Source organism: Pseudomonas sp. S2_H10, from assembly GCF_054668285.1.
Map to the genome: position 1 here is coordinate 276,143 of NZ_CP162754.1, position 26,566 is coordinate 302,708.

Sequence of the window (26,566 nt, forward strand, 5' to 3'; positions counted from 1 at the left end):
GGTAGCCGTCAGCCGCCCTCCGCGGCGAAACGACGGATTCCTGCCATGCCAACAGCCACCACGCTCATCGCTTCCCGTACAGAAACCTACCTGGCTTCGATGCCCAACCTGGCCTTCACCGGGTTGTCGGAAAACTGGTTGTTGAAAGAGTGCGGCCATCAACACTGGCTCGCCCTGGCGCAATTGCATGATCGAGCGTTGCCTGATTTCGTCGATGACCAAGGACGCATCGCCTACGCCGCGTTCACGGCGGTCAATACTTGGGATTTGAAGCTGGAAGCGATCATCGAAAATCGCGAGTTCCGGATTCATACCCGGATCGGTCGCGGCGGCCAGGCCCGGCATTTCAGCGAACATGAAGTCTGGCTGGGCGATCGCGTCGTGGGGCAACTGGCGCTACTGTCGACCTTCATCAGCCGGCATGTACCGGGGGACAATCGCAGTGTCAGCAAGGCTTGCCTCAGGGGCTCGACGGCAGCAGTGACCGAGCTGCCGCAGGCACTGCAAGTGCTGCATGTCGACAACCGTCGGATACGCAGCGGGAATTGGCACAGTCATTACGGTATCGATCGCCAGGCAACCGCGGCGCAGGCATTCGATTTCACGCCCTGCCCCGACATCGATTTCAACGGTGCCGACCTGCTGTACTTCGCCAACTTCCAGGCCATGGTCGAGCGTGCCGAATGGGCCCTGCTAGGGTTGCGCCGCCCAGGTCATGTCCGCCAACGCGAGCTGCATTTCTACGGCAACCTCAATATCGGTGACAGCGTGCAACTGCTTTTGCACACGACATCGCCAAGCCATCGCGAGCTTCACTGGTGCGAGGTATTTCGGCGTAGCGACGGGTTCAAGCTGGCCGATGTGTTCACCCGCAAACACCATCTTTCGGACTGCAGCCGATGAGCCATTCTCCCCTTTGGCGACCCGAAGGTCTGCGACTCAAGAGGTTGTACCAGAGCAGTGACGTCGAAGGTCTTGAGCACCTGCACAGCCTGCCCGGCAAGGCACCCTTTGTGCGTGGCCCCTACGCCAGCATGTACCTGCAAAAGCCCTGGACCGTGCGTCAATACACCGGGTTCGCCGGCGCCGAGGCGAGCAATCAGCGCCTGCGCCAGCGCCTGGCCGAAGGCGCCACCGGCCTGTCGCTCGCCTTCGATCTGCCGACCCATCGCGGCTACGACTCCAGCGATCCACACTGGCAAGCCGACGTCGGCAAGGCAGGCGTGGCCATCGACAGTGTTGAGGACATGATCGAGTTGCTGGACGGCATCGCCCTGGACCAGGTCTCGGTGTCATTGACCATGAACGGCGCGGTACTGCCAGTGCTGGCGGCCTTCATCGTTGCCGCTCAGGAATCCGGCGTCGCGCCGGAACGGCTCAGTGGCACGATCCAGAACGACATTCTCAAAGAGTTCATGGTTCGCAACACCTACATTTTTGCGCCGAAACCTTCAATGCAGATCACTCTTGATGTGATCAGCTACTTGAATGCGCACGTACCTCGGTTTAATCCGATTTCGGTGTCCGGTTATCACTTTCAAGAGGCCGGGGCCGACACCGTGCTGGAGCTGGCACTGACCCTGATCAACGCAAGGACTTACGCCGAGCAAGTGCAAAACAACGGCCTGGACGTGCAGCGATTCTGCGAACGCATCAGTTTCTTTTTCGGCATCGGCAGCGACTTTTTCAGTGAAGTCGCCAAGTGTCGTGCGGCACGCCTGTTGTGGTGGGAAATTACCCGGGACCTTGGAGTCACCCTCGATAAAGGCCAGGCGCTGCGCATGCATTGCCAGACCTCCGGCTGGTCCCTTAGCGCTCAGGACCCGCTGAACAATGTCGTGCGCACCACCGTCCAGGCCATGGCCGCGGTCTTCGGCGGCACCCAGTCGCTGCACACCAATGCCTGGGATGAAGCCCTGACGCTGCCCAGTGAGGCCTCGTCGAGACTGGCGAGCAATACCCAGCACATCCTTCAACAGGAAACCGGCCTGTGCGACGTGGTCGACCCGTGGGCGGGGTCTTACATGATGGAAGCCTTGACGGCGCAGCTGGCGCAACAGGCGCGTCTGCAAATGGCCGAGATCGATGCCCTGGGTGGTGTGTTCCAGGCGATTGAGTCCGGCGCGATCAACCGGGCCATTCACCATCAGGCCATGGCTACCCAGGCACGTCTCGATAGCGGGATTGCACGGCGTGTCGCTGCAAATGAACCCGCGCAGGAGCCGGTGACGCCCGTGGACAGTCAGGCACTGCGCGCCCGCCAGGGCCAACGCCTCAACCGCCTGCGACTCAAGCGCGACAACGCTCGGGTTGAGGCGCAGCTGCATTCGATCACCGAGTGCGCACGCTCGGGCCAGGGGAATCTGCTGGAGAATACCGTGGCGGCCATCAGCGCGCGGGCGACACTTGGTGAGTGCACCCAGGCACTGGAAAAGGTCTGGCCTCGGTTCAGGCAAGGGCTGGATTTCAGTGTGGGGCACTATGGACCGTCTATGAGTCAGCAGCCCGATTGGGCGATCGTTGCGCAGCGCCTGTCGACCTTTGTCGCCCAGAGTGGTCGCCGGCCCAGGATCCTGCTGTCTAAACTGGGCCAGGACGGGCATGACCGCGGGATTCGCTTGATGGCTGCAGCGCTGGCCGATGCCGGTTTCGAGGTGCGCCTGTTGCCGCTGTTTCAAACGCCGGCGCAGGTGCTGGACGTCTTGGACGATGCCGATTTACCAGATCTGATCGGCGTTTCAAGCCTGGCCGGAGCGCACACGGAACTGCTGACTGAACTGTTGGGTTTGTTGAATCAACGAAGGATTGACGTTCCGCTGGTCGTCGGCGGCATTATTCCGCAGGCCGATGTACGACTGTTGCTGCAACGGGGGGTCAAGGCCTGCTTCGGACCGGGACAGGAGGTAGCGCAGATGGTCGGCCAACTGATCGATCTGCTCCACGTTGCCTGACTGTAGGAGCGAGCACGCTCCTACAGAAAGGCGTTCAGGCCGGTGTGAGTTTCACTACATTCAGGACGCGGCGAGTTTCGCGGCAATCTTCGTCACGTACTCACCTTGGTACCGTGCGATGCCCAGTTCCTTGGCATCCGGCTGGCGCGAGCCGTCACCGCCGGCGATGGTGGCCGCGCCGTACGGTGAGCCGCCGCGCGTCTGGGAAATATCGAACAGCGCCGGGTCGCCGTAGCCGATGGGCACGATCACCATGCCGTGGTGCGCCAGGGTGTTCCAGGTGGAGGTAATGGTAGTCTCCTGACCGCCACCGGTGCCAGTGGAGGTGAACACGCTGGTCACCTTGCCCACCAGCGCGCCTTTGGCCCAAAGGCCGCCGGTCTGATCCAGGAACGTACGCATCTGCCCGGCCATGTTGCCGAAGCGTGTGGGCGTGCCGAAGATGATCGCGTCGTAATCGCCCAACTCGCTCGGCGAGGCAACGGCCGCCTGTTGCTCGGTCTTGCCGTGAGCGGCCTTGAACGCTTGCGGGTCCATGGTTTCCGGGACGCGCTTGACGGTCACTTCCACCCCGGCCACCTTGCGGGCGCCTTCGGCGACAGCGTGAGCCATGGCCTCGATATGGCCGTACATCGAATAATAAAGAACCAGTACCTTTGCCATCGTGCTTTCTCCTGAATCGCTATGGACGAGCAACATTGCCCGTTATGGGTGATGGATCTACTGCGCAAAACGCTACTTGAAAACGGGAATGGAGGCCGAAGCCTGGCGAGCCGTTTTTTGCTGACGCATCCGATTGGCAATCTCGGCGATTTTCGCCTCACCGGCGCGTAAGGCTTCGTCGTTGGTATGCACCGAGTAGTAGCCAAGCTTGAGATCGTACGGGTGAGGAAAGGCCGACCCCAGGACGAATACGGCGCCCCTGTTCCCGGCTTCCAGCGTTAACGCCTGATGACCTGGCTGGAAGACCACCATTTCCCCGGATTCGATCTTATCTGGCGTGTGAACAGCACCTCGGCTGACGCATAGCCACAACGTGCGGTGTCCTTTGGGCGGTGTGTAGGTCCAAGACTCGCCGGCAGGTATTGTCACCAGCAAATAGTTCACGCCTGCAGGCGCTCGGATGGGGCTTTGCACGCCTTCGTAGCGTCCGACGATGACTCGAGCAGGACCGACCTGGGGCGTTGCACTCGCCTCCAGATACTGACTGTCGACCGGAGCGCTCTCCAGCTCAGCAGGTAGGGCAAGCCACAGCTGAAAACCCTGTACTCGCGCGGATGTGCCACTGGACAGTTCCTTGCCATGCCAGACCCCTGCCCCCGCTCGCAGCCATTCAACGCCTCCGTAACCAATGGTTCCGCTGCCGGCGTCCGGATCATCGAAGTGCATGTTGCCTTCAGTGATCACGGTGACTGTCGCGATGCCCGAATGCGGATGCACGGGCATCTGCCCCAGAAATGAACTGGGCGCATCGAACAGGTCCAGGAACACGAACGGCTTGAGCAACTGACCGAAATCCGAGGGGCTCATCAGCCGGACGATGGGGCCGTGGCTACTTCCGGAGTTGCGGTGGCTGATTTGACGAGTATGGCCAGTGTTGCGAAGGGCGGTGAGGTTCATGCGATGTCCTCTGATGATGTGAGTACCCACAAGCGCCGGAGTCAATCTGCGGTGACCTGTAACGTGAATTCATCATAGACAGTCGGTATTCGTTTGATTAGCGGCTAGAGTAGAGTTTCACTCATCCATATCTGGCCTAATCGAATGTTCGACTTGAACGACGTCGCCATTTTCATTCAGATCGTCGACGCCGGTAGCTTTGCCGATGCGGCCCGTCGCACCGGCGCATCCGCCAACACGCTGAGCCGGCGCATGAAGCAGCTGGAAGAATCCATGGGCGTGCGACTGCTGCATCGGTCCACCCGCAAGCTGGTACTGACCGACGCTGGAAAATCGCTCTATAGGCAAAGCGCCAGCCAGATAAACGAGTTGTTCGAGCTCAGCCGTCAACTCATCGGTGGGGTTCGGGAACCGGTCGGCAGGCTGCGGATCGCGGCGCCGGCTGATTTTTTTGAAGTATTCCAGATGGATTTCGTCGCGGATTTCCTGGCCCGTTACCCCAAGGTCAGCCTGGATTTTGTCTTGAGTGACCAGCGGGTGGATCTGATTGCCGAAGGTATCGACATCGCGTTCCGGTCCGGCGTCATGTCCGATTCGAGCCTGGTCGCGCGCAAAATAAACACCGGTCGCCGAATACTCGCAGCCAGCCCGCGATACCTCGAAGCTTATGGTGTGCCAAAGGATATTCAGTCGTTAAGCGAACACAACTGCATTTTTCCGGCGCACCCGTCGGGTCAAGCCACCTGGCACCTTGTCGGCCCCCACGGCGCCACACAGTTGAGCGTGACCGGCCGATTCAGCGCGAGCAGCGCCCAGGCGCAATTGAAAGCAGCCGTAGCCGGATTGGGCATCTGCTTTTTGCCGGACCCCATTCTGCGTGCAAGCCTGGGCAGTGGCAGTCTGGCGGAGGTGCTGTGTGACTACGGCCAGCAAACCAATGATTTATTCATCGTCTTCCCCAGCCGCAATCAAATCCCCTTGGCAGTCAGCAAGTTTGTTGAAGAGGCGATCGGGCATTTGCAAGGGGCGCTGTATTAGCAAGGTACGTCCACTCACCCTTGACACCAGGTCACTGATCGCAACAATGCGATAGCGTTTGCTACAACTCGACACGGCGGATGAGTTGCACTCTGGAAAAGAGCAATCAACAACTCGAATTATCGATATCTATTAACGACAGCCATACATATCTATAACTATTGAAAATACATTAAATAACCCTGCACCAGTATTGCCATCAGCGCGAACATCAAAATTCGGCAACTTAAAAAATAATGTATGCGAGTATATCCTCGCCTACACTCGCTTGAAGTTAATGAAAATGCTCTCCGTTATTCACCCACTGGAGTTTTAAGCATGGCTGATTCTGAAACCCGCCCCCCTCTCCCTCCCTTTACTCGTGAAACCGCTCTGCTCAAGGTCCGTCTTGCCGAAGATGGCTGGAACACCCGTGATGCGCAGAAAGTATCGCTGGCTTATACACCCGACACGAAGTGGCGAAATCGTGTCGACTTCGCAACCAACCGGGCCGAAGCAGCAGCATTCCTGACGCGTAAATGGAACAAAGAGTTGGACTACCGACTGATCAAGGAACTGTGGGCTTTCACGGATAATCGTATCGCCGTTCGCTATGCGTATGAATGGCATGATGACTCAGGAAACTGGTTCCGCTCCTACGGTAACGAGAATTGGGAGTTCGCTGAAAACGGTCTGATGGCGCACCGTTTTGCCTGTATCAACGACATGCCCATCAAGGAATCGGAGCGCAAGTTCCGCTGGCCGCTGGGACGCCGCCCTGACGATCATCCCGGCCTTAGCGAGTTGGGCCTGTAATAGTCAATTCATCAATCTACGCCAGCCTGCGTGTTTCGATCACTGGCGATTACCTGCAGGAGGCCCGCTTTACGCGGGCCTTTCTTTGGCTGCCTTGAGGATTGCGTGGACCAGTCCGCGACACTGCTTTGTGCTTTCAGTCGTCAAAACTCAACACCGTATCAGGCGGAAAAATGCCCACATGCGCCTGAAACGCAACACCCCACTCCTTCATCGCCAGCATGACCGGCCCCAGCGTAAGCCCCAGATCAGTCAGTGTGTATTCCACCCGGGGAGGCACCTGGGCGTACACCTTTCGCGCGAGAACCCCGTGGGCTTCCAGTTCGCGAAGTTGCAGAGTCAGCGAGCGTTGCGTAATCCCCTCGCCAATGAGGCCTTTCAACTCGCCAAAGCGCTTCGTACCGCTGAGCAAGTGGTACAACACCAGCGGCTTCCACTTCCCTCCTGTTACCTCGAGCATCACTTTTACGCCACAACGATAGGCTGTTCTCTCAGTCATTTACGGTCCCGTTGGTATACATTTTTTCCCTATATATCAGTGATGTGCCTACTTGTGAAATAACCTGAGTCAGTGACCAATAAGGTGTTCGCATTATTACTACTCAAGGACACTTTGTATGAAAGCTGCATATTACGATCAACTGGGAACTGCGGTCGAAGTACTGAAAGTCGGTGATGTTCCGACGCCGGCTCCCGGCCCTGGAGAAGTCAGGGTCAAAGTGGCCATGTCCGGCGTGAACCCTAGCGACATCAAGGGCCGGAGCGGCTTCAAAGGTGCCATGCCTTTCAAACGCATCATTCCTCATCAGGATGGCGCTGGTGTCATCGACTCGGTGGGACAAGGAATTTGCGAATCCAGAATCGGCGAACGGGTATGGATGTTCGAAGCTCAATCGGGCCGCGCATTCGGTACCGCCGCCGAGTTCGTGGTGCTGCCCGCAGGCAACGTCGTTCGTCTGGCCGATGACGTCTCTTTCGAAACCGGCGCGAGCCTCGGCATTGCTGCGCTCACTGCTCACTATTGCCTGTTCGCCGATGGCGAACTCACTGGCAAAAGAGTATTGGTTCAGGGTGGCGCAGGCGTAGTGGGCGAAGCGGCGATTCAGTTGGCGAAGTGGACTGGCGCGTGGGTAGCAACCACAATTCGCCATGCCAGAGATGTAGAAACGGCAAAAGCCTCGGGAGCAGACCTGATCATCAACATGCGCGAGGAGGATGTCAGTGTGGCAATCAAAGCAGCGACCCATGGCAAAGGCGTCGACCGTATCATCGAGGTTGACCCAATCGCCAACCTGAAAATCGACATGGACTGTCTGGCCAGGGGCGGCACCATTAGTGTTTACGCGGTAACTACACCAGATGCAGAATTATCCATTCCCGTCATGAAATCCATGGGCAACTGCTCCGTGTTGCGCTTTGTACTGGTCTATAACATTCCCGATGAAGCCAAGCGTCGTGCAATTGGAGATGTGACATCGTGTATTGCCCAAGGCGCGTACAAACCTACGATCGGTTTGACGGTACCGCTGGAGCAAATCGCGCAGGCGCATGGGGCGTTGGAGACCCGTGCAGTCAAGGGCAAAGTGTTGATAGACGTTCAGCCGTAAACCATCGCCCCTCGAGCTGCGCCCTCTCGGCAAGTACCATCGAATGGCACTTGCCGAGAGGGCGCAGCTCGTTACGTTCCTGAGTGCATGCCCAGTACGATCACTACCGGGATCATACCCGGAACTGTTTGACCGCCAGGTTCAGGCTCTCACTTAAACTCGCCAGGTCCCGCGCAGTCTGAGCGCCGTGTTGCGTTTCCTGAGCGACCGTTTCGACTGCCTGTGCGATCTGCTGGATGCTGCGATTGATGTCTTCGGAGACCATGGTCTGCTCATCGGCCGCGCTGGCGATCTGCGTGTTCATGGTGTTGATGGTTTCGATCTGGGTCGCGATGACGCGCAACGACGCGGTGGCATGCGCAGCCTGCTCGCTGGTGCGGCTGCCGGCGTCACTGGATTGCTTCATGGCGTTGACGGTGTCGATCGTGCCTCGCTTGAGCCGATCGATCATGGCCTGAATTTCCTGGGTGCTGGTTTGCGTGCGACCGGCCAGGGCGCGCACTTCATCGGCTACTACCGCGAACCCGCGCCCCGCCTCACCGGCGCGGGCGGCTTCGATGGCGGCATTGAGCGCCAGCAAGTTGGTCTGTTCGGCAATGGAGCGAATGACCCCGAGTACGCCGACGATCGATCCAACATCGTGTTGCAGGTGGTCCAGGGATTCGCCACTGATTTTCAGATTGCCAACCAGGGTGTAGATATTGTCCACGCTGGCATCCACCACACGGCTGGCCGAAGCGCCTTCGCCTTCCGCCTGACTCGCCGCTTCGGCGGCTTCTTGCGCGCTACGCGCCACTTGCAATGCGGTGGCGGACATTTGGTTGATCGCTGCGGCCACTTGTTCGGTTTCCTGGCGTTGCATGTTCATGGCTTTTTCCGATCGGCTGGCTTGTTCGGCGACATCGGTGATCAACACATTGAGTTCCCGTGACATGTGGGTGATTTGCCGGATCAGGCCATGGACTTTGTCCACAAAACGGTTGAAAGAGCCCGCCAGTTGCCCCGCCTCGTCGTTGCGAAGGACCTGCAGTCGACGGGTCAGGTCGCCATCGCCGGCAGCCACCTGTTCCATTTGGGTCCTGAGCAATTTAAGCGGTGACAGCAAGCGTCGAACCATCCACAACGCAAAGAACGCCAGGCTGACGGCCAACACCACGGTAAGGCCGAGCATGACGGTGATGAATTGCTCGCTGAGGGTTTTGATCCGCACAGTTGTGTCGGCAAGTTTGGGTTCGACGTCATCCAGGCTCAGGCCGGAGCCAATGATCAGGTCCCACTTTTCCAGGTACACGGCGTATCCGATTTTCGTGACTATGCGACCGCTGTCAGGCATCGGGATTTTGTAATTCTGGTAGTGGCTACCTTCCTTGGCTTTCCGGATCAGTTCGTTGATGGCGTAGACACCGTCGGCGTCACGCAGATTCCTGAAGCTCTCACCGATTTTCAGGTCCTTGTCTGCCCAGAACACGCGGGTGCTCTGGCTGTCATAACCGAAAAAAATGCCATCGATACCGTAGTGCAGCTGCTTAAGTATCGCCACGGCCTTGTCCCGTGCTGCCAGGTCACCCTGCGCCGAAGCCGCGTAGATCGGCGCAATGGCACTTTGCGCGACCTGCATGGCTTGCTCGAGTGCAACTTTGCGCTCGTTGATCAGGACTTCACGGGTATGAAGCACCTGTTCATCCGTAACCTGCTGCAACAGTACGATGGATACCGCGGTGATGATGCTGGCAAGGAGTACGACAGGGACGATACACAACAACACGAGTTTGCTACGGATGGAGTGGATCATTTTTTCGACACCGTTTTGTGGCGACGGACCCGCGCGTCAGTGGTCCGCTGCAAAAAAATAATGGACAGGCTGGCGAGCAAGCTCGCCAAAACGACGACAGGCACAATGCAGATCAGCAGGCATTTGCTTCGCAGTGAAAGATTCATTTCGTGGCTTTGGTCGAAGATGTCGAGATTGCCGAGCCCGTGATTCCTTTCCCGAGCCCAACTCAACTGTGAAACAGCGCAGCTTCAGAAGCGAAAGACCGCCTGCACCCAGAAACGATCACCTTCGGACCGGTTTTCCACTTTCATTTCATGCTGCCACTTCATGGCGAAACCCCATTGCGGCGTTTGATATTTAACGGCCGGACCAATGGCAAATACTTGCCCCTTGTTTCCGTCCAGATAGGTTTCACCATTTTGTTCATCATCGGTGATTTGCTTGTAGATGTAGCCGTTGACACCTACTTGCCATTCCTTGGTGACGTTATAACCAATGTTGTAGTCGGCGTTAAATTCGTCACCGGATTTATAGTTGGTTGCATCGTTCTTGGTGTTAACGAAATAGACCATCTTGGAACTTATTTCCAAGTTGTCTATTGGATAAGCGGTAAACGAATACCACGGCCCGTAAGACCAGGTATTTCGACCCGGGTTGAAGAGCCGATCTTCGTCGTAGGAACCGATCGGCGCGACGATATCCAGACCTAGCAGTTGGTGGAACCGTGGAGTACTCCAACTCAGGATTAGCGGAACCAGCGTCAGATCGCCCATGCCGTCCTGATGCTCGGTCTTGTGCACCCGGCCGCGCGGAGTGTCCACGTCGAAACTGATTTCGCCCTTGACCAGCGGCAATGCCATGCGGGTCTCAACCTTGGCGCCCAACAAAGTGAAATCCGTATAGACATAGTCCAGACGCAGAGAAATGGCCTGCACGTTCAGATCGAAATTATGGATGCCGGCTTTGTCGTGACCATCGCTGTCTTTGGTCGAGTTGGCAACATAATCACTAAGATACCAGAACGACGTCAGGCCCGGCGGTGGCAACCTTCCGGAGGCTACGGTATTGACGCCAACCGGATAAACACTTCCACCGCCTTCCGTCGCTTGGGCGCTAGAAGGAAGTACTACGCCGGCCAACAGCAAGGCGGCAAAGTACTTGGACTCAGTGTTGGAGAATCGGACTACAGGCTTCATTTTTATATACCTTGTTGTATTTTTTATAGCGGTCGTTTCTTGCTTACTTGCCATTTGCAGGCAGCACCAAACCCTTCCCTGATTTGGGAACTACTGATATTTGGAGCTACAGACATGTTGGCATCGACTTAATAAATAGTCTCGCTATTTAAAAAGTGTGCAACCTTGTGGCATAAAACCTGCCGATCAATAGCGATCGGCAGTTCGCACTGATATCAGGCGATAATCGTTTCCAACTCTCCCAGACCATCGATCCAGACTTTCAGCACGTCGCCCCGGGCTAGGAACACGCCCTTCTCCATGCCCACACCGGCCGGCGTGCCGGTCAGGATGACATCACCTGGAAACAGTTCGACGCGTTGGCTCAGGTATTCGATCTGATCAGCAATGCCATACAGGTGGTTGGAGGTGTTGGAGTCCTGCTCGATCGTGCCGTTACGCCACAATTTGATGTCGAGGTTTTCCGGGTCTGCGACGAACTGTGCCGGTGTTAGGTAAGGCCCCAGCGGACACGCGCCATTGAAAACCTTGTGACCGATCCAGTCAAAGCGGAACGGCGAACTGGCATCGACCGCGTCACGCACCAGGCTGTCCCTAGCCGAAAGGTCATTGGCGCAGGTGTAGCCGGCGACATAATCGAGCGCTTTGTCAGCACTGACACGATACGCGCGGCGTCCAATCACCACCGCCAGTTCGGCTTCCCAGTCGAGTTTCTTGGTGCCCTCAGGCATCTCGACGATCTGTTTGTGCGCCGCCAGACTGCCACGGCCGGCCTTGATGAAATGCCAAGGTGCAATGCCATCGGCGCGCGGATCGAGGGACAGGTTCATATTGAAGGCCAAGGCCATGGCTGCCACGTGATCGCGGTAGTTGGCACCGGCCGCGTAGATAGTGCCCGGCCGCTGCAAGGGTGACGCTAGTTCCAGTGCCTGCAAGTCGAGTAGATGAGCATCAAAATTACTCGGGTTGGCCGCAATGCTGTCAGCAAGAATCTGAAGCTGCTCGTTGGCGCCTGCCCAGTCCTCCAGCAAACCATCGATCGCGATCACCTGCAGATCAACCGAAGCCGACTTTGCCGCCCGGCCCAAGTCGTAGGCCCGCTCACCGACCAACAGCCCTGTCGCAGGAACGACAGCGTCGGACTGATAGGCGAAAAGTTGATATTTCATAAGTCACCTTAAAGAAGCGAACCGCGTTTATCCGAGAAGGTCATGTGTACGGTGATGCCGCCTTCCATGAGCATCCACTTGCGTACCTCCGCACCGAACACACCGTTGGCAATGAACGGGTCGGCCTGGACCAGCCGTTCAGCCTCAGCCTGGTCCGCAGCCCGCAGAATGGTCATGCCGCCCAGTTGCCCCGGCGCGTACTGCTCGGAGACAAACGGCCCGGAAGCAAACAGCTCGCCACGATTCTGCGCGGCGATGGCCCACTGCAGGTGGGCCCCCAACAACTCCGACATGCGTGTCAAGTCCTTGGGCGTACGAAAAGCCACGAACAGGGGTTTGTTCAGCATGCCGGCAAGCAACGCTTGCTCCGGAGTCGTGTCAGCCATGGGCGAGCGCCTCATTCAGAGCCATGGACGGGCCTTGCTCAGCACCATCAGGCACTTCGTAGTTGTGGGCGAAGTCTTCCTTGGGTGGACCGACAGCCCACACAGCGGCCAGCTCATGCGGGCCCGCAGCATTCAACACGACCCAGTCGCTGTCATCTTCGGGGATCACGTCGATATCCCAGAAGTACTCCACCAGGCTATTCCACGGATCGCGGATGTAGTGGAAGTAGTTGGAGCCGCCAACATGGCGACCCAGGCCGAAAGCGCTGATGTAACCCTTGGCCATCAGGCTCTGGGCACCCATCTCGATTTCGTCGATGTCCATCACTTCGAAACTCAGGTGGTGCAGGCCGCTGTGGGAACTCTTGGCCAGGCCCAGCGCGTGGTGATCGCCACCACAACCGAAACGCAGGAAACCGAGGATATCGCCGGCGCGATCGGACACCTTCATGCCAAGCACCTGGGTATAGAACGCGATGGACTTGTCCACGTCCGGACTGAACTTGATTAGGTGGCCCAGGCGCAGCGGTGTAGCGATGCGCGACGACGAGGTCAGGTCGCAGGCACGCTGACCGATCCGGCGATAACGGCCATGGGTGTTCACTTCCGGGGTAGGCCGTGGCGCCGCAGGAGCTTCTACGCCTTCACAGATGTGGACCCAGTCGTTGCTCGGATCACGGAACCAGATGCCCTTTGAATCGATATTGAACGGCGCATCTTCAAGGGTAACGTTATGGCTCTTAAGGTTTTTGCGCACCTGTTTCATGCCGGCGGCATCGGTGCCATAGGCGACGTAACTCAAATGCTTAGGGCTGCCGGGCATCAAGCGAATCTGATCCTGGCCGCGACCTTTGCATCGCAGCACCAGATGCTCGCCCGATACGCGCGCTTCCAGGCCGAAGGCCTCATAGAACGCACGCCCTACTTCCAGATCCGGAACAGACAAACCTACGTGATGAAGAAAACGGATCATGACGGTATCTCCTTTACTGAATCGGGGAAAACGGTGCGCCGGTCAGCAACTCGACCTGCTGCGCCGTCACCATGTGCCCTGCCTTGCCGAGGAATTCGTGCCATTTCGGATTGCCCGACAGAGCGGCGCGCCGTTGAGCGCGGTCCTCATAGCTGGAAAAGCCCCAGATGTGGATGACCCTGTTTACGTCACCGGTTTCAGGCTTGAGGTAGGCAATGAGGTTACCCAGCGCTTCACTCTGGATTTTCAGGCCTTCGGCCTGGTACACACGAAGGAATTCATTCAGGGTGCCAGGCTTGAGTTGGTAGGTGCGTTGTTCAATAAGCATGTCGTTCACTCTTGTTGGGGACGTACACGGGAATCGGCTTCGATCAGCTTGATCACGGCGGAGATATCTTCTTCACCCATGCCCAAGTCCAGCGCACGGTTGAAGTAGGATTGGGCTGCACTGAACAGCGGCGATGCACAGCCCAGGTCCGCGGACAGGTCACCGGCCATGTGCAGGTATTTTTCCAGCGTCACGATCGGGCCTGGCGCTGGCTGGAAGGTGCGGCTGGCCATCATTGGGGCACGCACCATGAACATGGTCGAACTGCCCGCGCTCTGGCGGATCACTTCGACCACTTTTTCGGCGCTGAAGCCGGCGCGTACGCCCAGGTTCATGGCCTCAGCGGCGGCGAGCGTGTGGATGGTCAGCAGGTAGTTGGCGATCAGCTTCATTGCCACGGCACTGCCGAACTCGCCGATCCTGAACTGGATGTCCGCGATGGCACTGAGCACCGGTTGGCAGTGCTCGATCAGTTGCTCGTCACCTCCCAGGAACAGCGACGCCTTGCGGGCGAGCACCAGGGGTGGAGAACCGCTGACTTCCGCTTCCAGCACGCGGGCGCCCTTGCCTTGAATGCGCTCGGCCATCTGCACTTTGAAGTCGCGCTCATAGGTGCCCATCTCGATCAGAGTGTGATCCGGGCGCAAGGCACCGAGCAGTCCGTCAGGCCCCTCCATGATTTCGATCTGGGACGCTTCGCTCGGCAAGCAGGTGAGGATGAAGTCCGACTCGGCGGCGACTTCGGCAGGACTGTTGAGGGCAATACCACCCAATTGCACAAAGGGTTCACGGTCACGGCGACGGTAACCAACCACTCGATATCCGGCAGCGAGCAGGTTACTTGCGATGGGCAGGCCGAGTTGGCCGATACCCACCATTCCGATAGTGATAGCGCTCATTTTAGGCTTCTCTTGTTGTTATTGTTGCGGTTGTACACCGCAACGCGTCATTGGCTGCTAACTTAGGCGCGGCTTTGATCGAGAACAAATAGCCTGAGTTATTTATAACTAGTAATGAGAGTGATACGAGGCGCTGCGATGAAGGATTTGAACCTGCTGTTTGCGTTCGAGGCACTGTGGCGTGACCACTCTGTGTCCATCGCAGCCGATAATCTGGGGGTCACCCAGGGTGCGGTCAGCAGTTCGCTAAAACGCTTGCGCCAGGAGTACGGCGACCGTCTGTTCACTGTAGTAGGCCGGCGCATGGAACCCACGCCGTTCGCCGTGCAAATCGCACCGACGCTTCTCGAAGCCCTGGACCTGGTGCGCGAGGCACAGAGCCGCGCCCTTGAGTTTTCCCCGCAGCACTGCCGCAAAGTATTCACCGTGCGCACACGAGACATCGGCGAGGCCGTGTGCCTGCCGACGATTCTGAAGATGCTGCAAACCCAGGCGCCTATGAGCCGCATCAATACCGTCGCCAGCAGTGTCGAAGAGACCTTGATCGGACTGTCCACGGGTCGCATTGACCTGGCGATTGGTTACCTGCCGACTCTGAAGACGGACATCCACCGGACTATCGTGTCTTCGCAGCATTACGTCTGTGCGCTGCGCCGGGGCCACCCGTTGGCCGACGCAGAGTTGACCCTAGAGCGCTTCTTGGCGCAGCAACACTTGCTGGTGGAAACCGGCGGCACCGGGCACGTGCTGCTCGAGCGCGCGCTGATCGAAGCCGGCGCGCGCCACAACATCGGTGTGCGCATTCCCCAATATCTCTCGGCCCCGCACCTGTTGCTGGAGTCGGACATGCTGTGGGTAGTGCCCAACGTGCTGGGCAAGACCCTGTCGAGATTCTTTCCCCTGCTACTCAAACCCCTGCCCCTGGTGCTGCCGGAATTCGACATCGCGCTCTACTGGCATGACCGCTTTCACCGCGATCCGCAGAACAAATGGTTTCGCGAGATGTTGGCGGCCGCCCTGCGCGAGTCCCTTGCAGACTGAGAGCGGGTCGACCGTTAGGCCTCGGAAAACAGCTCGAACATCAGTTGACGCAACCAGCGGTTGGCCGGGTCGCGGTGGTACCGCGCATGCCACAGCATGTTGATGGTGAACTCGGGAATGTCCACCGGGTGCGGCAGCGCCGTCAGGCCGAAGTGTTCGAGGTTCACCGTGGCATAACGCTCCGGCACCGTGGCCACCAGATCGGTGTGTTTGAGGATGTGGCCGATGGCGGCGAAGTGCGGCACTTCCAGGCGAATCGAACGCTCGATGCCCAAGCGCATCATCAGTGTATCCGCTTCGCCGTGGCCGGTGTTGGCCGCAACGACCCGCACGTGACCGTAGGCACAAAACCGCTCCAGGGTCAGCGGTTCCCTGGTTGCGGGGTGATCCTTGCGGCAAAGGCACACATAGTGCTGGCGCATCAAACGACGCTGGAAGAAGCCTGCGCGCAATTGCGGGATCAGGCCGATTGCAACGTCCACAGTACCATTCTGCAAGTCTTCGTTGAGGCTCATCGCATTGTCGCGAACGGTGCTGATCTTGCAACCGGGGGCCAGGCGCGCCAGGGCATCCATCAACCGGGGTATCAGGTAGATCTCCCCGATATCGGTCATCGCCACGGTGAATGTCCGCGCGCTGCTTAGGGGGTCGAAGGTGTTGGCCCGACTCAAGGCATCGCGCAGCGTGTCCATGGCCTGCAACACCGGCTCGGCCAGTTGCTCGGCGTACGGTGTGGGCTGCATGCCGTGATAAGTACGCACAAACAGGTCATCCCCCAGCGCCGCCCGCAGGCGCTTGAGCGCATTGCTTACCGCCGGCTGCGTAAGCCCGAGGTTTTCCGCCGCAGTCGAGACGCGACGGTCGAGCAACAGCTGGTTGAAAACCACCAGCAGGTTCAAATCCAGGTCATGCAGTTCCATGGTTACGCTCTAAATCGGGGCTGGGCAGGTCCGCAAAAGTAATATTCAGACTGGTGATAGATCTTATACGGGTCAGTGCATTTATCAATGTCACTGCGTTACTCATGATGGTTCCCACAACAAGAATTTCCGTCATGGGTATCCCAATGAATAACAACAGCTCCAAGCAATCCCTGCGTATAGGTATCGTCGGCGGCGGCATTTCCGGCGTCGCCCTGGCCCTTGATCTCTGCCGCAACAGTGACGTCGAGGTGCAGCTGTTTGAAGCTGCACCGGCCTTCGGTGAAGTGGGTGCCGGTGTCGCGTTCGGCGCTAACTCGGTGCGTGCTCTCAACGGCCTCGGTATCGGCGACGCCTACCGCAAAGTCGAAGACCGCACCCCTGCCCCCTGGGAAGACGTTTGGTTCGAATGGCGCCACGGCACCGGCGAATCCAAGTACCTGGCGACCACCGTAATGCCGGGCATGGGCCAGTCTACGGTGCACCGCGCCGACTTCCTCGATGTGCTGACCACGCACCTGCCTGCGGGTATCGCGCAGTTCAATAAACGCGCCGTGGGTGTTGAGCAGAACGGCAACGAGGCCCGTGTCACGTTCGCCGACGGTACCGACTACCGTTGCGACCTGCTGATTGCCGCAGACGGCATCAAATCGGCGCTGCGCGCTCACGTACTCGAAGGTATCAACGCTGAACCGGCCGAGCCGCGCTTCACCGGCACCTGCGCCTATCGCGGCATGATCGACAGCGACACCCTGCGTGCCGCCTACCGCGCCAAGGGCATCAATACTCATCTGGTGGACGTGCCGCAGATGTACTTGGTCAAGGACGGGCACATCCTGACCTTTCCGGTGAAACAGGGTCGCATTATCAACGTGGTGGCGTTCCTTTCCGACCGCTCCAGCGCCACCCCGCAATGGCCGGCCGACGCCCCGTGGGTGCGCAAGACCACCCAGGCGCAGATGCTCGAAGACTTCGCCGAGTGGGGTGAGGCTGCCCGCACGCTACTCGAGTGCATTCCCGAGCCGACCTACTGGGCATTGCATGACCTGGCCGAGTTGCCGGGCTACGTGCACAACCGCGTGGTGCTGATCGGCGACGCCGCCCACGCCATGCTGCCGCACCAGGGTGCCGGTGCCGGCCAGGGCCTGGAAGATGCTTACTTCTTGGCACGCCTGTTGGGCGACTCGCGGCTGACCGCCGACAACCTCCCCGCCGTGCTCACCACCTACGACGAACTGCGCCGTCCGCGAGCGTGCAAGGTACAACGCACCTCCTGGCAGGCAGGCGAGCTGTACGAGATGCGCGACCCCGAGATCGGCGCTGATGAGCAGGCCCTGGCGGCCAAGCTGGAAAGCCGTTTCAACTGGTTGTGGAACCACGACCCGGAAACCGATGTGGTCGAGGCGCGCGCGCGTCTGGGCTGGGGGATGCCGTCAGACGCATCCTGATCGTCTGCGCTCAAACCGGGGTGCGCCCAGGCGACACCCCGGCTCAAATAACAATTACAAGAAGAGCCATGCCATGCGAACTATCGACGTAGCCACCCTGCTCGACGGGGCCCGATTCAATGCCTTTCACGCACGCCTGCTGTTCTGGGGTGCGCTCATCATAATTTTCGACGGTTACGATCTGGTCATCTACGGCGTGGTGCTGCCCGCCCTGATGAAGGATTGGGGCCTCACTGCGTTGCAGGCCGGTCTGTTGGGTAGCTGCGCGCTGCTGGGCATGATGGTCGGCGCGCTGTTTTTCGGTCAATTGTCGGATCGAATCGGCCGGCGCAAGACCATCACAATGTGCGTGGTGCTGTTCAGCGGCATCACCGTAATCAACGGCTTTGCCCGCACCCCTGAAGAGTTCGCTTTTTTCCGTTTTCTGGCCGGTATCGGCATCGGCGGGGTCATGCCCAACGTCATCGCGCTGATGAACGAGTACGCGCCGAAAAAGTTGCGGGGTACGCTGATCGCCGTGATGTTCACCGGTTATTCCGTCGGCGGCATGTTGTCCGCCGGGCTTGGCATGTGGCTGATTCCGCAATATGGCTGGTCGTCGGTGTTCTTAGTCGCAGCCGTGCCATTGGTCGTGTTGCCCCTGTTGGTCAGCCAGCTGCCGGAGTCGATCAACTTTCTGCTGCGCAAGACTAGGGTCATAGATGCCCAGCATTTGCTGCACCGGGCAGAACCTGAATACATCCCGCACATGGATGACGAACTGCATCGCGAGGCTGGCCAGGCCCCCAAGGTCTCTGTCGTGCAGATCTTCCAGGACGGACGCCTGATCAATACCCTGCTGCTCTGGTTGGCGTTCTGCTGCAGCCTGCTGATGATCTACGGCATCAGTGCCTGGCTGCCCAAGCTGATGAACACCGCCGGTTACGGCATCAACTCCAGCATCGGCTTTTTGCTGGTGCTCAATTTCGGCGCGATCTTCGGTTCTCTGTTTGGTGGCTGGCTGGCCGACCGCTTCGGTCTCGGCCGGGTGCTCCTGTGTTTCCTGACCGCCAGTGCGCTGGTCTTGGCATTGATGGCGGTGAAGGCGCCACTGTCGGTGCTCTATGTGTTGATCGCCATAGCCGGCGGCGGCACCACTGGCGCGCAGATCCTCGCCAATGCCTTCGCGGTGCAGTACTACCCGGCGCACATCCGCTCCACCGGACTGGGCTGGGCCATGGGCATCGGCCGCATCGGCGCAATCATCGGCCCGATGCTCGGGGCGGCCATGCATGCCGCGGAACTGCCGTTGCAGTTTTCCTTTCTGGCTTTCGCTGTCCCGGGGCTGATCGGTGCCGGGGCGATCGGACTGTTCCTGATTCGGGTCAGGCGCCAGCGCCCCACCGACCCGGACGTGAAGGCCGTTCAACCGTTGTCGCCCTCCTCCGTGCCACAGGCCAATCCGTAATGACCCCTGACGTTCTTGCAACCTGCATCTGGAAGCCGGTATGACCCAAGCCAAAATCGAAAGCATCGAGACGATCCTCGTCGATCTGCCCACCGTCCGCCCGCACAAGTTGGCGATGCACACCATTTCGCAGCAGACCCTGGTGATCATTCGCCTGCGCTGCAGCGACGGTATCGAAGGCCTGGGCGAGTCGACCACGGTCGGCGGGCTGTCCTACGCCAACGAAAGCCCGGAAAGCATCAAGACCAATATCGACGTGCACTTGGCGCCGGCCTTGATCGGTATGGACGCCAGTAACTTCAATGCCGCGATGCAACGTCTGGACCGGATTGCCAAGGGCAACACCTTCGCCAAGTCCGGCCTGGAGAGCGCCTTGCTTGACGCCCAGGGCAAGCGCCAGGGTGTGGCCGTCAGCCAATTGCTGGGCGGTCGTGTGCGCGACAGCCTGGAAGTGGGCTGGGTTCTGGCCAGCGGCAATACGGCCAGGGACATCGCCGAGGCCGAGCATTTTCTCGATGTGCGCCGCCACCGCATTTTCAAAGTGAAGATAGGTGCCAATCCGCTGGAGCAGGACCTCAAGCACGTGGTGGCGATCAAGCAGGCCCTGGGCGATCGAGCCAGCGTGCGGGTCGACGTCAACCAGTATTGGGATGAAGCGCAGGCGATTCGTGGCTGCCAGGTGCTGGGCGACAACGGCATTGACCTGATCGAACAACCGATTTCGCGGATCAACCGTGCCGGCCAGGTGCGCCTCAATCAGCGCAGCTTGGCCCCGATCATGGCCGACGAATCGATCGAATCGGTGGAGGACGCATTCAGTCTCGCAGCGGATGGCGCGGCCAGCGTGTTCGCCCTGAAGATTGCCAAGAACGGCGGTCCACGCGCGGTACTGCGTACTGCTCAGATCGCTGAAGCGGCGGGCATCGCGCTGTATGGCGCGACCATGCTCGAAGGCGCCATCGGCACCCTCGCCTCCGCCCATGCCTTCCTGACCTTGAAGAAGCTGGCCTGGGGCACCGAGTTGTTCGGCCCGCTACTGCTGACCGAAGAGATCGTGAACGAGGCACCGGTTTACCGCGATTTCGAATTGCACGTCCCCAATACACCGGGTCTTGGCGTGAGCCTGGATGAAGAACGCCTCGCGCTGTTTCGTCGCCGGTAGCCAAGGCGATTTAACGCGCAGCCCTTGATAGCTCGCCGAATCTAAAACAAAAAACGAGGAACTGAGACATGACCGTAAAAATCAGCCACACCGCTGAAGTGCAGGACCTGATCAAGGAGGCCGCCGGTTTCAACAGCGACCAGGGCAGCCCGCGCCTCAAGCAACTGATGCATCGCCTGATCAGCGACGCCTTCAAGATCATCGAAGACCTGGAAGTGACCGAAGACGAATTCTGGTTGGCGGTGGATCGCCTGAACAAGGTCGGCGCCCACGCTGAGTTCGGCTTGCTGCTGCCGGGCCTGAGCATGGAGCACTTCATGGACCTGCTGCAGGACGCCAAGGACCAGCAGATAGGCCTGGCCGGCGGGACCCCGCGGACCATCGAAGGGCCTCTGTACGTGGCTAACGCGCCGCTCAGCGAAGGTTTTGCGCGCATGGATGATGGCAGTGAAGATGAGGTCGGCATCCCGCTGTTCATCAAGGGTACGGTCCTCAATACGGACGGCAAGCCGGTGGCCGGTGCGATCGTTGATCTGTGGCACGCCAACACCAATGGCACCTACTCCTACTTCGACGAGAGTCAGTCGGCGTTCAACCTGCGTCGCCGGATCAAGACCGACGCTGAAGGCCGTTACACCGCGCGCAGCATCATTCCGAGCGGTTACGGTGTGAATCCCGAAGGGCCGACCCAGGAATGCCTGAGCGCCCTGGGCCGCCACGGTCAGCGCCCGGCACATATCCATGTGTTCGTTTCCGCACCGGAACATCGTCATCTGACCAGCCAGATCAACCTTGCCGGCGACAAATACCTGTGGGACGACTTCGCCTACGCCACCCGTGAAGGGCTGGTCGGCGAAGCCAGACTGCTCGACAACGCCGACGCCTCGAAAGCCCATGGTCTGGACGGGCGACAGTTCGCTGAACTCGAATTCGACTTCGTTCTGCAACCGGCGGTCAACGCCGACGATGAACACCGCAGCCAGCGTCCACGCGCCGGCCAATGATCTTGCGGTATCTGTAAAGCGCGAACGACAAGGCCCCATCCAATGATGGGGCCTTGTCGTTTGCGGAACCTCTAGGATCGAGCAGGCTCGCGATGCTCGTTAACGATGACGTTGGCTGCCTGAATGCCCGCGTTGCACGGGTGTTATTCGCGATCAAGTTCGCTCCTACAAGGGGTTCGCGCCCACTCAGGTACTTTTGAGAAAATTCGTAACCAGATGCGCGAACGCCGCCGCGTGCTCGATCTGTGTCCAGTGCCCACAGCGGCCAAACACATGCAACTGACTGTCATCAATCCATTGCTGCAGGGTCAGCGAGGTGGAAAGAGGTATTACCTTGTCGTCACGACCATGAATCAACAACGTCTTGTGACCGATGTCGCGTATATCGGCCTCAGGATGCGCCATCGCCTCCACCCAACGCTGGCGTGGCGCCGGGAACATAGCTGAAAACGCTTCCTGAACCCCGGCACGGTTGCTCGCCTCATAGCGCATGCGCACCAGGTCATCCCCCACCAGCGCCTGGTCATAGGCGAACACCTGCATGATGGCGCGCATGTTGTCTTCACTCGGCTCGTACCCCCAAACCGCATCCAGGCCCGGCGTAAGCTCGAACGGCACGCCGACACTGCCCATCAGGATCAGCCGGTTGACGCGCTGCGGGTGGTGGATCGCCAGGGCCAGGGCCATGGAGCCGCCGAACGAATTGCCGATCACATTGACTTTATCGACGCCGGTGGCATCCAGAAACGCGACGATCTGCTCCAGCCAGAGGTTGCGCGAATAGACGATATCCGCCGGCGTCTGGCTGAAGCCGAAACCCGCCAGGTCCGGGGCCAGCAAGCGGAAGTCCGATTGCAGGCTCTGAATGCTCAGGCGCCAATTGGCCCAGGCACTTACGCCGGGACCGGAGCCGTGCAACAGCAGCATCGGCTCTCCACTGCCCACATCATGGTAATTGGTCATGATGGACCCGGTTTGAACGCTACGGCCGATCTCGGGGTTATGTTGGCTGTTCATACTGTCTCCCTGTTTTCAACGGTCGGTATTGCCCTTGGGGCTGACGCAAAAATCGGCCTGTGAACCAGTCACAAACCGAAAGCTGCGGAAGAATGTGTTGCCGGGAGCCCGGCGCAGTGGGCGCCGGGTTGCCAGCTCTGGTTCAAGCGCTCACGACAGCGTGATCGCCGACGAGGTCGCTTGATGGGGCGGGCAAATGCCCGGTTTGCTCGCCGTGGCAAGATTGACCTTGGTGGCCGGTTCACCGCGTGACGGTTCGGACGATACCTGCGCCTGAGGCAACAGGAAGTGCGCCAGCGCCGGCAACAGGATCAAGGCACCGAGCATGTTCCAAATGAACATGAACGCCAGCAGAATCCCCATGTCGGCCTGGAACTTGATTGGCGAAAACGCCCAGGACGCCACGCCCAGCGCCAGTGTCACGCCAGTCAGCATCACCACTTTGCCGGTGAAGGTCAGTGCCCGGTAATAGGCTTCGGACAGCGTGGAACCCTGGCGAAGTTGCCCCAGGACGATGGTCAGCACATACAGCGCATAATCCACGCCGATCCCGACGCCCAGCGCAATCACCGGTAAGGTCGCAACCTTGATGCCCATCCCCAGGGACACCATCAAGGCTTCGGCCAGGATCGAGGTCAAGGCCAAAGGCACCACGGCGCAGACCACGGCGCGCCAGGAGCGGAAGGAGATAAAGCACAGCAGGATCACCGCGCCATACACCCAGAACAGCATTTCGTGACTGGCCTTTTTCACTACGATATTGGTCGCCGCTTCGATGCCGGCGTTGCCCGCCGTGAGCACGAACTTCACGCCGTCGGTGTTGTTTTTCGCAGCGAAGGCTTCGACCTTGTCCACCACGCCCGCTAGGGTGTCGGCCTTGTGGTCTTGCAGGTACACGAACAGCGACAGCAGGTTGCAGCCCTGGTTGAAGATTTCCCGCGGCGTGCGGTTGGCCACGGTGTTCAGCGTCCATTGGTTGGGCACCAGTTCATACCACTTCGGATTGCCTTCGTTCATGCCTACGGTGATCCGGCGGCTGAGCAACGGCAGCGAATTGGTCCCCTCCACGCCCGCCACGTCATGCAATTCCCACTCGAGCGCATCCACCAGCGCCTGAGTCTTGTAGGCGGTGCATTGATCATTCGGCGTTTCGACCATCACCACCAGCACGTCACTGCTCGCTGAATAGGCCTTGGCCATAAACGCGTTGTCCAGGTTATAGCGCGAATCGGCACGCAGCTCCGGTGCGCCTGGGTCGAGATCACCGACCTTGAGATGCAGGCTGACCATGAACCCTGCCACGCCCAGAATGATCGAAACCACCACCGCCACACTGGCCCATTTGCGCTCGGTGAACAGATCGAGAAAACGCCAGACCACATGTTTTTCGACGCCGGCCGCCTCACCCGCCTCGTCCCTCATGCTGCGCACGGCTGCACTGCGGCTGACCCCGGTAAAGCTCAGCAACACCGGCAGCAGGATCAGGTTGGTGAAGATCAACACCGCCACGCCGATGCTCGCGGTAATCGCCAGTTCCTGAATCACCCGGATGTTGATGACCAGCAATACGGCAAAGCCCACTGCATCGCAAAGCAACGCCGTCAGACCTGCGAGAAACAGCCGGCGAAAGGTGAAGCGCGCCGCCACCAGCTTGTGCATGCCACGGCCGACGTCCTGCATGATCCCATTCATCTTCTGCGCGCCATGGCTGATGCCAATGGCGAAGACCAGGAACGGCACTAGGATCGAATAGGGATCCAGTTCGAAGCCTAGCAACGGCAAGATGCCCATCTGCCAGGTCACCGCAATCAGTGAGGTGACGACCACCAGCAAGGTGCTGCGCACGCAACGGGTATACCAGTACACCGCGGCACCGGCGATCACGATAGTCAGAAAGAAGAACCACAGCACCAGGCGAATGCCATCGATCAGATCCCCCACGACCTTGGCAAAACCGGTGATGTGCAGTTCGACACCCTGGCCTCGGTACTTGTCCCTGAGGGTTTCCAGTTGCTCGGAGAATTGCTTGTAGTCCAGGGCTTTGCCTGTCTCAGGATTCACGTCCAGCAGCGGCACGAAGATGATGCTGGACTTGTAGTCCGAGGCCACCAATTGCTCGGCATCTCCCGAACGCTCGACGTTGGTCCTGGTCTGGTCGATGCTTTGCGGCGACTGATCATAGTTGTCCGGAATCACCGGACCACCGTCCAGCCCTTCTTCGGTCACCCCCAGCCAGCGCGTATTCGAAGTCCACAGCGACTTGAGGAACGCACGATCGACACCCGGGATCAGGAACACTTCATCGTTGAGTTCCTTCAGGGTCTCCAGATACGCCGCATTGAAAATCGTGCCTTGCTTGACCTCGACGGCGATGCGCACCGCGTTGCCAAAGCCCTTCATATCGCCTTTGTGCTTGAGGTATTGCTCGATGTACGGATGCCCCGTGGGGATCATCTTTTCGAAATCGGCATTTAGCTTCAGTTTGGTCGCGTAAAAACCCAGCACCAGGGTGACCAGCAGGCACACCACCAGCACTATCATCCGATGATTGAAGAACAGGCGCTCCACGATCGAACCGGATTGCTTGTCAAAGTCTTCCAGGTTGCAAATGACGGGTTTGCCGTCCGCGCAATTATCAAATTTCATTACTTACTCCCGACAACGCTGGACAAGCTGACCTTCGTGACACCCCGCATACCCACCACGACCAGGCCGCCATCGGCTGCCTGGGTGATGCCCGCCAGCGGCGGCAGTTGTTTCATTGGCGACAACTGGAAACTGTTGCCCTTGTCGCGGCTGAGCAGAAGTTGGCCGGACTGATTGACCAAAACAAAACCGCCGTCCTTCAAGCGCACGCTGCCGGTGATCGAAGCGCTGGACGGCACCTCGACCTTGGTCCAGTCGGCGCCACTGTCGCTGGAGCGGTAGGTGCTGCCACGCAGGCCGCTGACCAGCAGTTGGTCGTTGGCGTCCACTATCAAGTCGAAGTAGCTGCCCTCGTAAGGCGTCTGGACCGCCTCGAATTCGGCGCCGTCGTTTTGCGAGCGAAACACGCTGCCCTGCTCACCGACGATGTACAGGCTCGAACCACTGCCTCCCATGGCATAGAGGTGCAACCCGGTCGGGTTGTCGACGTGTGCCTGCCATGGCTGCCAGTTATGGCCGCCATCGTCCGTACGCAAAATGAGGTTGTAGGAACCGATGATGTAGCCGGTGCGTCTGTTGACGAAATAGACGTCCAGCAATGGCTTGTCCGGACCATCGGATACCATTAGCTCGGCGGCCTTCACCTGGCGCTCAAGCTCATCCGGATCGCCGTTGTTGCTCTGCTGGCGTTCTTTGGCAATACGTAACAGGGTCTGGGCCAATTCGATACCGTCGAACTGTTTTTCCCAGGTTTCGCCACCGTCCTTGCTATGTAATGCAACACCGCCATGACCGACGGCCCACCCCTGTTTCGCGTCGACAAACTGCACGGAGGTCAGTGTCACGCTTACCGGGACTTTCGCCTGGCGCCAGGAGATGCCGTTGTCGTCCGACAGCACGACGATGCCCCGCTCGCCCACCGCTACCAGGCGATCAGGCGTCGAGGTCACGGCTACCAGCACTGAGTTTTCGGCATGGGGCGAAAGCTGTGCCGGACGCTCAAGCGGTCCGGGAACGACTGCCTGAGCGGACCAGGACGAGGCCAGCAAAAATGCGGCAGTGAGCAAATCACCGACCGTTCGATTACAGCGCATAGACATTCTCCAGCTTTTTTTATAATTGTTATCTGACGCGGATCTACAACC

The 26,566-nt window shown here is 59.1% G+C and carries 25 protein-coding genes and 1 pseudogene; 11 read left to right on the forward strand and 15 right to left on the reverse strand.

Translation table 11 applies throughout. The features are described from left to right. The first annotated feature begins 45 nt into the window (after positions 1-45). A complete protein-coding gene (locus AB4O16_RS01125; protein WP_090321786.1) occupies positions 46-903 on the forward strand; it encodes a Pnap_2097 family protein in 858 nt (285 codons plus the stop codon). After that, a complete protein-coding gene (scpA, locus tag AB4O16_RS01130) occupies positions 900-2,951 on the forward strand; it encodes a methylmalonyl-CoA mutase (RefSeq protein WP_460156779.1) in 2,052 nt (683 codons plus the stop codon). Before AB4O16_RS01125 ends, scpA begins: the two co-directional genes overlap by 4 nt. A gap of 60 nt (positions 2,952-3,011) precedes the next feature. Here scpA and wrbA read toward each other — a convergent pair whose 3' ends face one another. After that, positions 3,012-3,614 carry an NAD(P)H:quinone oxidoreductase gene (wrbA, locus tag AB4O16_RS01135; RefSeq protein WP_085702090.1) on the reverse strand — a complete coding sequence of 201 codons (603 nt, stop codon included), beginning with the start codon at positions 3,612-3,614 and terminating at the stop codon, positions 3,012-3,014. Between the two features lie 72 nt (positions 3,615-3,686). Beyond that, positions 3,687-4,571 (reverse strand): pirin family protein, encoded by an 885-nt coding sequence (locus AB4O16_RS01140; protein WP_460156780.1) that lies wholly within the window; start codon positions 4,569-4,571, stop codon positions 3,687-3,689. A 144-nt stretch (positions 4,572-4,715) separates the two neighbouring features. On the opposite strand from AB4O16_RS01140, the gene AB4O16_RS01145 reads away from it, so the two are divergent. After that, positions 4,716-5,609: a LysR family transcriptional regulator gene (locus AB4O16_RS01145; RefSeq protein WP_075944560.1), complete on the forward strand. Its 894-nt coding sequence runs from the start codon at positions 4,716-4,718 to the stop codon at positions 5,607-5,609. A 318-nt stretch (positions 5,610-5,927) separates the two neighbouring features. Then, a complete protein-coding gene (locus AB4O16_RS01150; RefSeq protein ID WP_075944559.1) occupies positions 5,928-6,404 on the forward strand; it encodes a nuclear transport factor 2 family protein in 477 nt (158 codons plus the stop codon). Positions 6,405-6,540: 136 nt separating this feature from the next. Here the strand turns inward: AB4O16_RS01150 and AB4O16_RS01155 are convergent, their stop codons facing one another. Further along, on the reverse strand, positions 6,541-6,903 hold the full coding sequence (locus AB4O16_RS01155; protein ID WP_075944558.1) for a winged helix-turn-helix transcriptional regulator: 363 nt from the start codon (positions 6,901-6,903) through the stop codon (positions 6,541-6,543). A gap of 118 nt (positions 6,904-7,021) precedes the next feature. Here AB4O16_RS01155 and AB4O16_RS01160 point away from each other — a divergent pair, with 118 nt between their 5' ends. After that, positions 7,022-8,011: an NADPH:quinone reductase gene (locus AB4O16_RS01160; protein ID WP_075944557.1), complete on the forward strand. Its 990-nt coding sequence runs from the start codon at positions 7,022-7,024 to the stop codon at positions 8,009-8,011. A gap of 112 nt (positions 8,012-8,123) precedes the next feature. Here AB4O16_RS01160 and AB4O16_RS01165 read toward each other — a convergent pair whose 3' ends face one another. Together AB4O16_RS01165 and AB4O16_RS01170 are read right to left on the reverse strand one after the other, a co-directional pair. Next, positions 8,124-8,945, reverse strand: a complete 822-nt coding sequence (locus AB4O16_RS01165; RefSeq protein ID WP_425415223.1) for a methyl-accepting chemotaxis protein — start codon at positions 8,943-8,945, stop codon at positions 8,124-8,126. A 36-nt stretch (positions 8,946-8,981) separates the two neighbouring features. Then, a pseudogene (locus AB4O16_RS01170) lies at positions 8,982-9,776 on the reverse strand (cache domain-containing protein); the annotation flags it as partial. On the opposite strand from AB4O16_RS01170, the gene AB4O16_RS01175 reads away from it, so the two are divergent. Beyond that, positions 9,678-9,992 carry a hypothetical protein gene (locus tag AB4O16_RS01175; protein ID WP_460158109.1) on the forward strand — a complete coding sequence of 105 codons (315 nt, stop codon included), beginning with the start codon at positions 9,678-9,680 and terminating at the stop codon, positions 9,990-9,992. The pseudogene AB4O16_RS01170 and the gene AB4O16_RS01175 sit on opposite strands and share 99 nt — an antisense overlap. Positions 9,993-10,033: 41 nt before the next feature. Here the strand turns inward: AB4O16_RS01175 and AB4O16_RS01180 are convergent, their stop codons facing one another. The 6 genes from AB4O16_RS01180 to AB4O16_RS01205 all read right to left on the reverse strand — a co-directional run bounded on the left by AB4O16_RS01180 (position 10,034) and on the right by AB4O16_RS01205 (position 14,736). Further along, positions 10,034-10,981, reverse strand: coding sequence for a SphA family protein (locus AB4O16_RS01180; protein ID WP_075944555.1), 948 nt, complete (start codon positions 10,979-10,981; stop codon positions 10,034-10,036). A gap of 215 nt (positions 10,982-11,196) precedes the next feature. After that, on the reverse strand, positions 11,197-12,150 hold the full coding sequence (locus tag AB4O16_RS01185; protein WP_075944554.1) for a fumarylacetoacetate hydrolase family protein: 954 nt from the start codon (positions 12,148-12,150) through the stop codon (positions 11,197-11,199). An 8-nt stretch (positions 12,151-12,158) separates the two neighbouring features. Continuing rightward, the gene (locus AB4O16_RS01190; RefSeq protein ID WP_075944553.1) at positions 12,159-12,536 is read right to left on the reverse strand and encodes a YciI family protein; all 378 of its coding nucleotides are present in this window, start codon (positions 12,534-12,536) and stop codon (positions 12,159-12,161) included. Beyond that, positions 12,529-13,509, reverse strand: coding sequence for a VOC family protein (locus tag AB4O16_RS01195; RefSeq protein WP_075944552.1), 981 nt, complete (start codon positions 13,507-13,509; stop codon positions 12,529-12,531). Before AB4O16_RS01195 ends, AB4O16_RS01190 begins: the two co-directional genes overlap by 8 nt. A gap of 13 nt (positions 13,510-13,522) precedes the next feature. Next, positions 13,523-13,837 carry an NIPSNAP family protein gene (locus AB4O16_RS01200; protein ID WP_075944551.1) on the reverse strand — a complete coding sequence of 105 codons (315 nt, stop codon included), beginning with the start codon at positions 13,835-13,837 and terminating at the stop codon, positions 13,523-13,525. A 5-nt stretch (positions 13,838-13,842) separates the two neighbouring features. Further along, positions 13,843-14,736, reverse strand: a complete 894-nt coding sequence (locus AB4O16_RS01205) for an NAD(P)-dependent oxidoreductase (protein ID WP_075944550.1) — start codon at positions 14,734-14,736, stop codon at positions 13,843-13,845. A gap of 138 nt (positions 14,737-14,874) precedes the next feature. Here AB4O16_RS01205 and AB4O16_RS01210 point away from each other — a divergent pair, with 138 nt between their 5' ends. Then, entirely contained in the window at positions 14,875-15,777 is a 903-nt protein-coding gene (locus tag AB4O16_RS01210) for a LysR family transcriptional regulator (RefSeq protein WP_075944549.1), read from the forward strand. 14 nt (positions 15,778-15,791) lie between these two features. On the opposite strand, the gene AB4O16_RS01215 is transcribed toward AB4O16_RS01210, so the two are convergent. Continuing rightward, positions 15,792-16,697, reverse strand: coding sequence for a LysR family transcriptional regulator (locus AB4O16_RS01215; RefSeq protein ID WP_075944548.1), 906 nt, complete (start codon positions 16,695-16,697; stop codon positions 15,792-15,794). Between the two features lie 146 nt (positions 16,698-16,843). Here AB4O16_RS01215 and salA point away from each other — a divergent pair, with 146 nt between their 5' ends. The 4 genes from salA (at position 16,844) to catA (ending at position 21,758) form a co-directional block, all read left to right on the forward strand. Then, positions 16,844-18,145: a salicylate 1-monooxygenase gene (salA, locus tag AB4O16_RS01220; RefSeq protein WP_075944943.1), complete on the forward strand. Its 1,302-nt coding sequence runs from the start codon at positions 16,844-16,846 to the stop codon at positions 18,143-18,145. A 73-nt stretch (positions 18,146-18,218) separates the two neighbouring features. Then, complete coding sequence (locus AB4O16_RS01225) at positions 18,219-19,592, forward strand: MFS transporter (protein ID WP_075944547.1); 1,374 nt, start codon at positions 18,219-18,221, stop codon at positions 19,590-19,592. A gap of 40 nt (positions 19,593-19,632) precedes the next feature. After that, on the forward strand, positions 19,633-20,754 hold the full coding sequence (locus tag AB4O16_RS01230; RefSeq protein WP_085702094.1) for a muconate cycloisomerase family protein: 1,122 nt from the start codon (positions 19,633-19,635) through the stop codon (positions 20,752-20,754). 68 nt (positions 20,755-20,822) lie between these two features. Then, on the forward strand, positions 20,823-21,758 hold the full coding sequence (gene catA, locus AB4O16_RS01235; protein WP_460156781.1) for a catechol 1,2-dioxygenase: 936 nt from the start codon (positions 20,823-20,825) through the stop codon (positions 21,756-21,758). Between the two features lie 186 nt (positions 21,759-21,944). On the opposite strand, the gene AB4O16_RS01240 is transcribed toward catA, so the two are convergent. From AB4O16_RS01240 to AB4O16_RS01250, 3 genes are all read right to left on the reverse strand, one after another. Then, the gene (locus AB4O16_RS01240) at positions 21,945-22,775 is read right to left on the reverse strand and encodes an alpha/beta fold hydrolase (protein ID WP_075944544.1); all 831 of its coding nucleotides are present in this window, start codon (positions 22,773-22,775) and stop codon (positions 21,945-21,947) included. 150 nt (positions 22,776-22,925) lie between these two features. Continuing rightward, positions 22,926-25,421, reverse strand: coding sequence for an efflux RND transporter permease subunit (locus AB4O16_RS01245; RefSeq protein ID WP_075944543.1), 2,496 nt, complete (start codon positions 25,419-25,421; stop codon positions 22,926-22,928). Further along, positions 25,421-26,515, reverse strand: coding sequence for a WD40/YVTN/BNR-like repeat-containing protein (locus AB4O16_RS01250; protein WP_075944542.1), 1,095 nt, complete (start codon positions 26,513-26,515; stop codon positions 25,421-25,423). The genes AB4O16_RS01245 and AB4O16_RS01250 overlap by 1 nt, the downstream gene beginning before the upstream one ends. Positions 26,516-26,566: the final 51 nt, after the last annotated feature.

What these genes read in the sequence shown, in the direction of transcription:
- AB4O16_RS01125 (WP_090321786.1), top strand. Translation starts at nt 46, where the DNA reads ATGCCAACAGCCACCACGCTCATCGCTTCCCGTACAGAAACCTACCTG.
- scpA (WP_460156779.1), top strand. Translation starts at nt 900, where the DNA reads ATGAGCCATTCTCCCCTTTGGCGACCCGAAGGTCTGCGACTCAAGAGG.
- wrbA (WP_085702090.1), bottom strand. Translation starts at nt 3,614, where the DNA reads ATGGCAAAGGTACTGGTTCTTTATTATTCGATGTACGGCCATATCGAG.
- AB4O16_RS01140 (WP_460156780.1), bottom strand. Translation starts at nt 4,571, where the DNA reads ATGAACCTCACCGCCCTTCGCAACACTGGCCATACTCGTCAAATCAGC.
- AB4O16_RS01145 (WP_075944560.1), top strand. Translation starts at nt 4,716, where the DNA reads ATGTTCGACTTGAACGACGTCGCCATTTTCATTCAGATCGTCGACGCC.
- AB4O16_RS01150 (WP_075944559.1), top strand. Translation starts at nt 5,928, where the DNA reads ATGGCTGATTCTGAAACCCGCCCCCCTCTCCCTCCCTTTACTCGTGAA.
- AB4O16_RS01155 (WP_075944558.1), bottom strand. Translation starts at nt 6,903, where the DNA reads ATGACTGAGAGAACAGCCTATCGTTGTGGCGTAAAAGTGATGCTCGAG.
- AB4O16_RS01160 (WP_075944557.1), top strand. Translation starts at nt 7,022, where the DNA reads ATGAAAGCTGCATATTACGATCAACTGGGAACTGCGGTCGAAGTACTG.
- AB4O16_RS01165 (WP_425415223.1), bottom strand. Translation starts at nt 8,945, where the DNA reads ATGTCACGGGAACTCAATGTGTTGATCACCGATGTCGCCGAACAAGCC.
- AB4O16_RS01175 (WP_460158109.1), top strand. Translation starts at nt 9,678, where the DNA reads ATGAAGCACCTGTTCATCCGTAACCTGCTGCAACAGTACGATGGATAC.
- AB4O16_RS01180 (WP_075944555.1), bottom strand. Translation starts at nt 10,981, where the DNA reads ATGAAGCCTGTAGTCCGATTCTCCAACACTGAGTCCAAGTACTTTGCC.
- AB4O16_RS01185 (WP_075944554.1), bottom strand. Translation starts at nt 12,150, where the DNA reads ATGAAATATCAACTTTTCGCCTATCAGTCCGACGCTGTCGTTCCTGCG.
- AB4O16_RS01190 (WP_075944553.1), bottom strand. Translation starts at nt 12,536, where the DNA reads ATGGCTGACACGACTCCGGAGCAAGCGTTGCTTGCCGGCATGCTGAAC.
- AB4O16_RS01195 (WP_075944552.1), bottom strand. Translation starts at nt 13,509, where the DNA reads ATGATCCGTTTTCTTCATCACGTAGGTTTGTCTGTTCCGGATCTGGAA.
- AB4O16_RS01200 (WP_075944551.1), bottom strand. Translation starts at nt 13,837, where the DNA reads ATGCTTATTGAACAACGCACCTACCAACTCAAGCCTGGCACCCTGAAT.
- AB4O16_RS01205 (WP_075944550.1), bottom strand. Translation starts at nt 14,736, where the DNA reads ATGAGCGCTATCACTATCGGAATGGTGGGTATCGGCCAACTCGGCCTG.
- AB4O16_RS01210 (WP_075944549.1), top strand. Translation starts at nt 14,875, where the DNA reads ATGAAGGATTTGAACCTGCTGTTTGCGTTCGAGGCACTGTGGCGTGAC.
- AB4O16_RS01215 (WP_075944548.1), bottom strand. Translation starts at nt 16,697, where the DNA reads ATGGAACTGCATGACCTGGATTTGAACCTGCTGGTGGTTTTCAACCAG.
- salA (WP_075944943.1), top strand. Translation starts at nt 16,844, where the DNA reads ATGAATAACAACAGCTCCAAGCAATCCCTGCGTATAGGTATCGTCGGC.
- AB4O16_RS01225 (WP_075944547.1), top strand. Translation starts at nt 18,219, where the DNA reads ATGCGAACTATCGACGTAGCCACCCTGCTCGACGGGGCCCGATTCAAT.
- AB4O16_RS01230 (WP_085702094.1), top strand. Translation starts at nt 19,633, where the DNA reads ATGACCCAAGCCAAAATCGAAAGCATCGAGACGATCCTCGTCGATCTG.
- catA (WP_460156781.1), top strand. Translation starts at nt 20,823, where the DNA reads ATGACCGTAAAAATCAGCCACACCGCTGAAGTGCAGGACCTGATCAAG.
- AB4O16_RS01240 (WP_075944544.1), bottom strand. Translation starts at nt 22,775, where the DNA reads ATGAACAGCCAACATAACCCCGAGATCGGCCGTAGCGTTCAAACCGGG.
- AB4O16_RS01245 (WP_075944543.1), bottom strand. Translation starts at nt 25,421, where the DNA reads ATGAAATTTGATAATTGCGCGGACGGCAAACCCGTCATTTGCAACCTG.
- AB4O16_RS01250 (WP_075944542.1), bottom strand. Translation starts at nt 26,515, where the DNA reads ATGCGCTGTAATCGAACGGTCGGTGATTTGCTCACTGCCGCATTTTTG.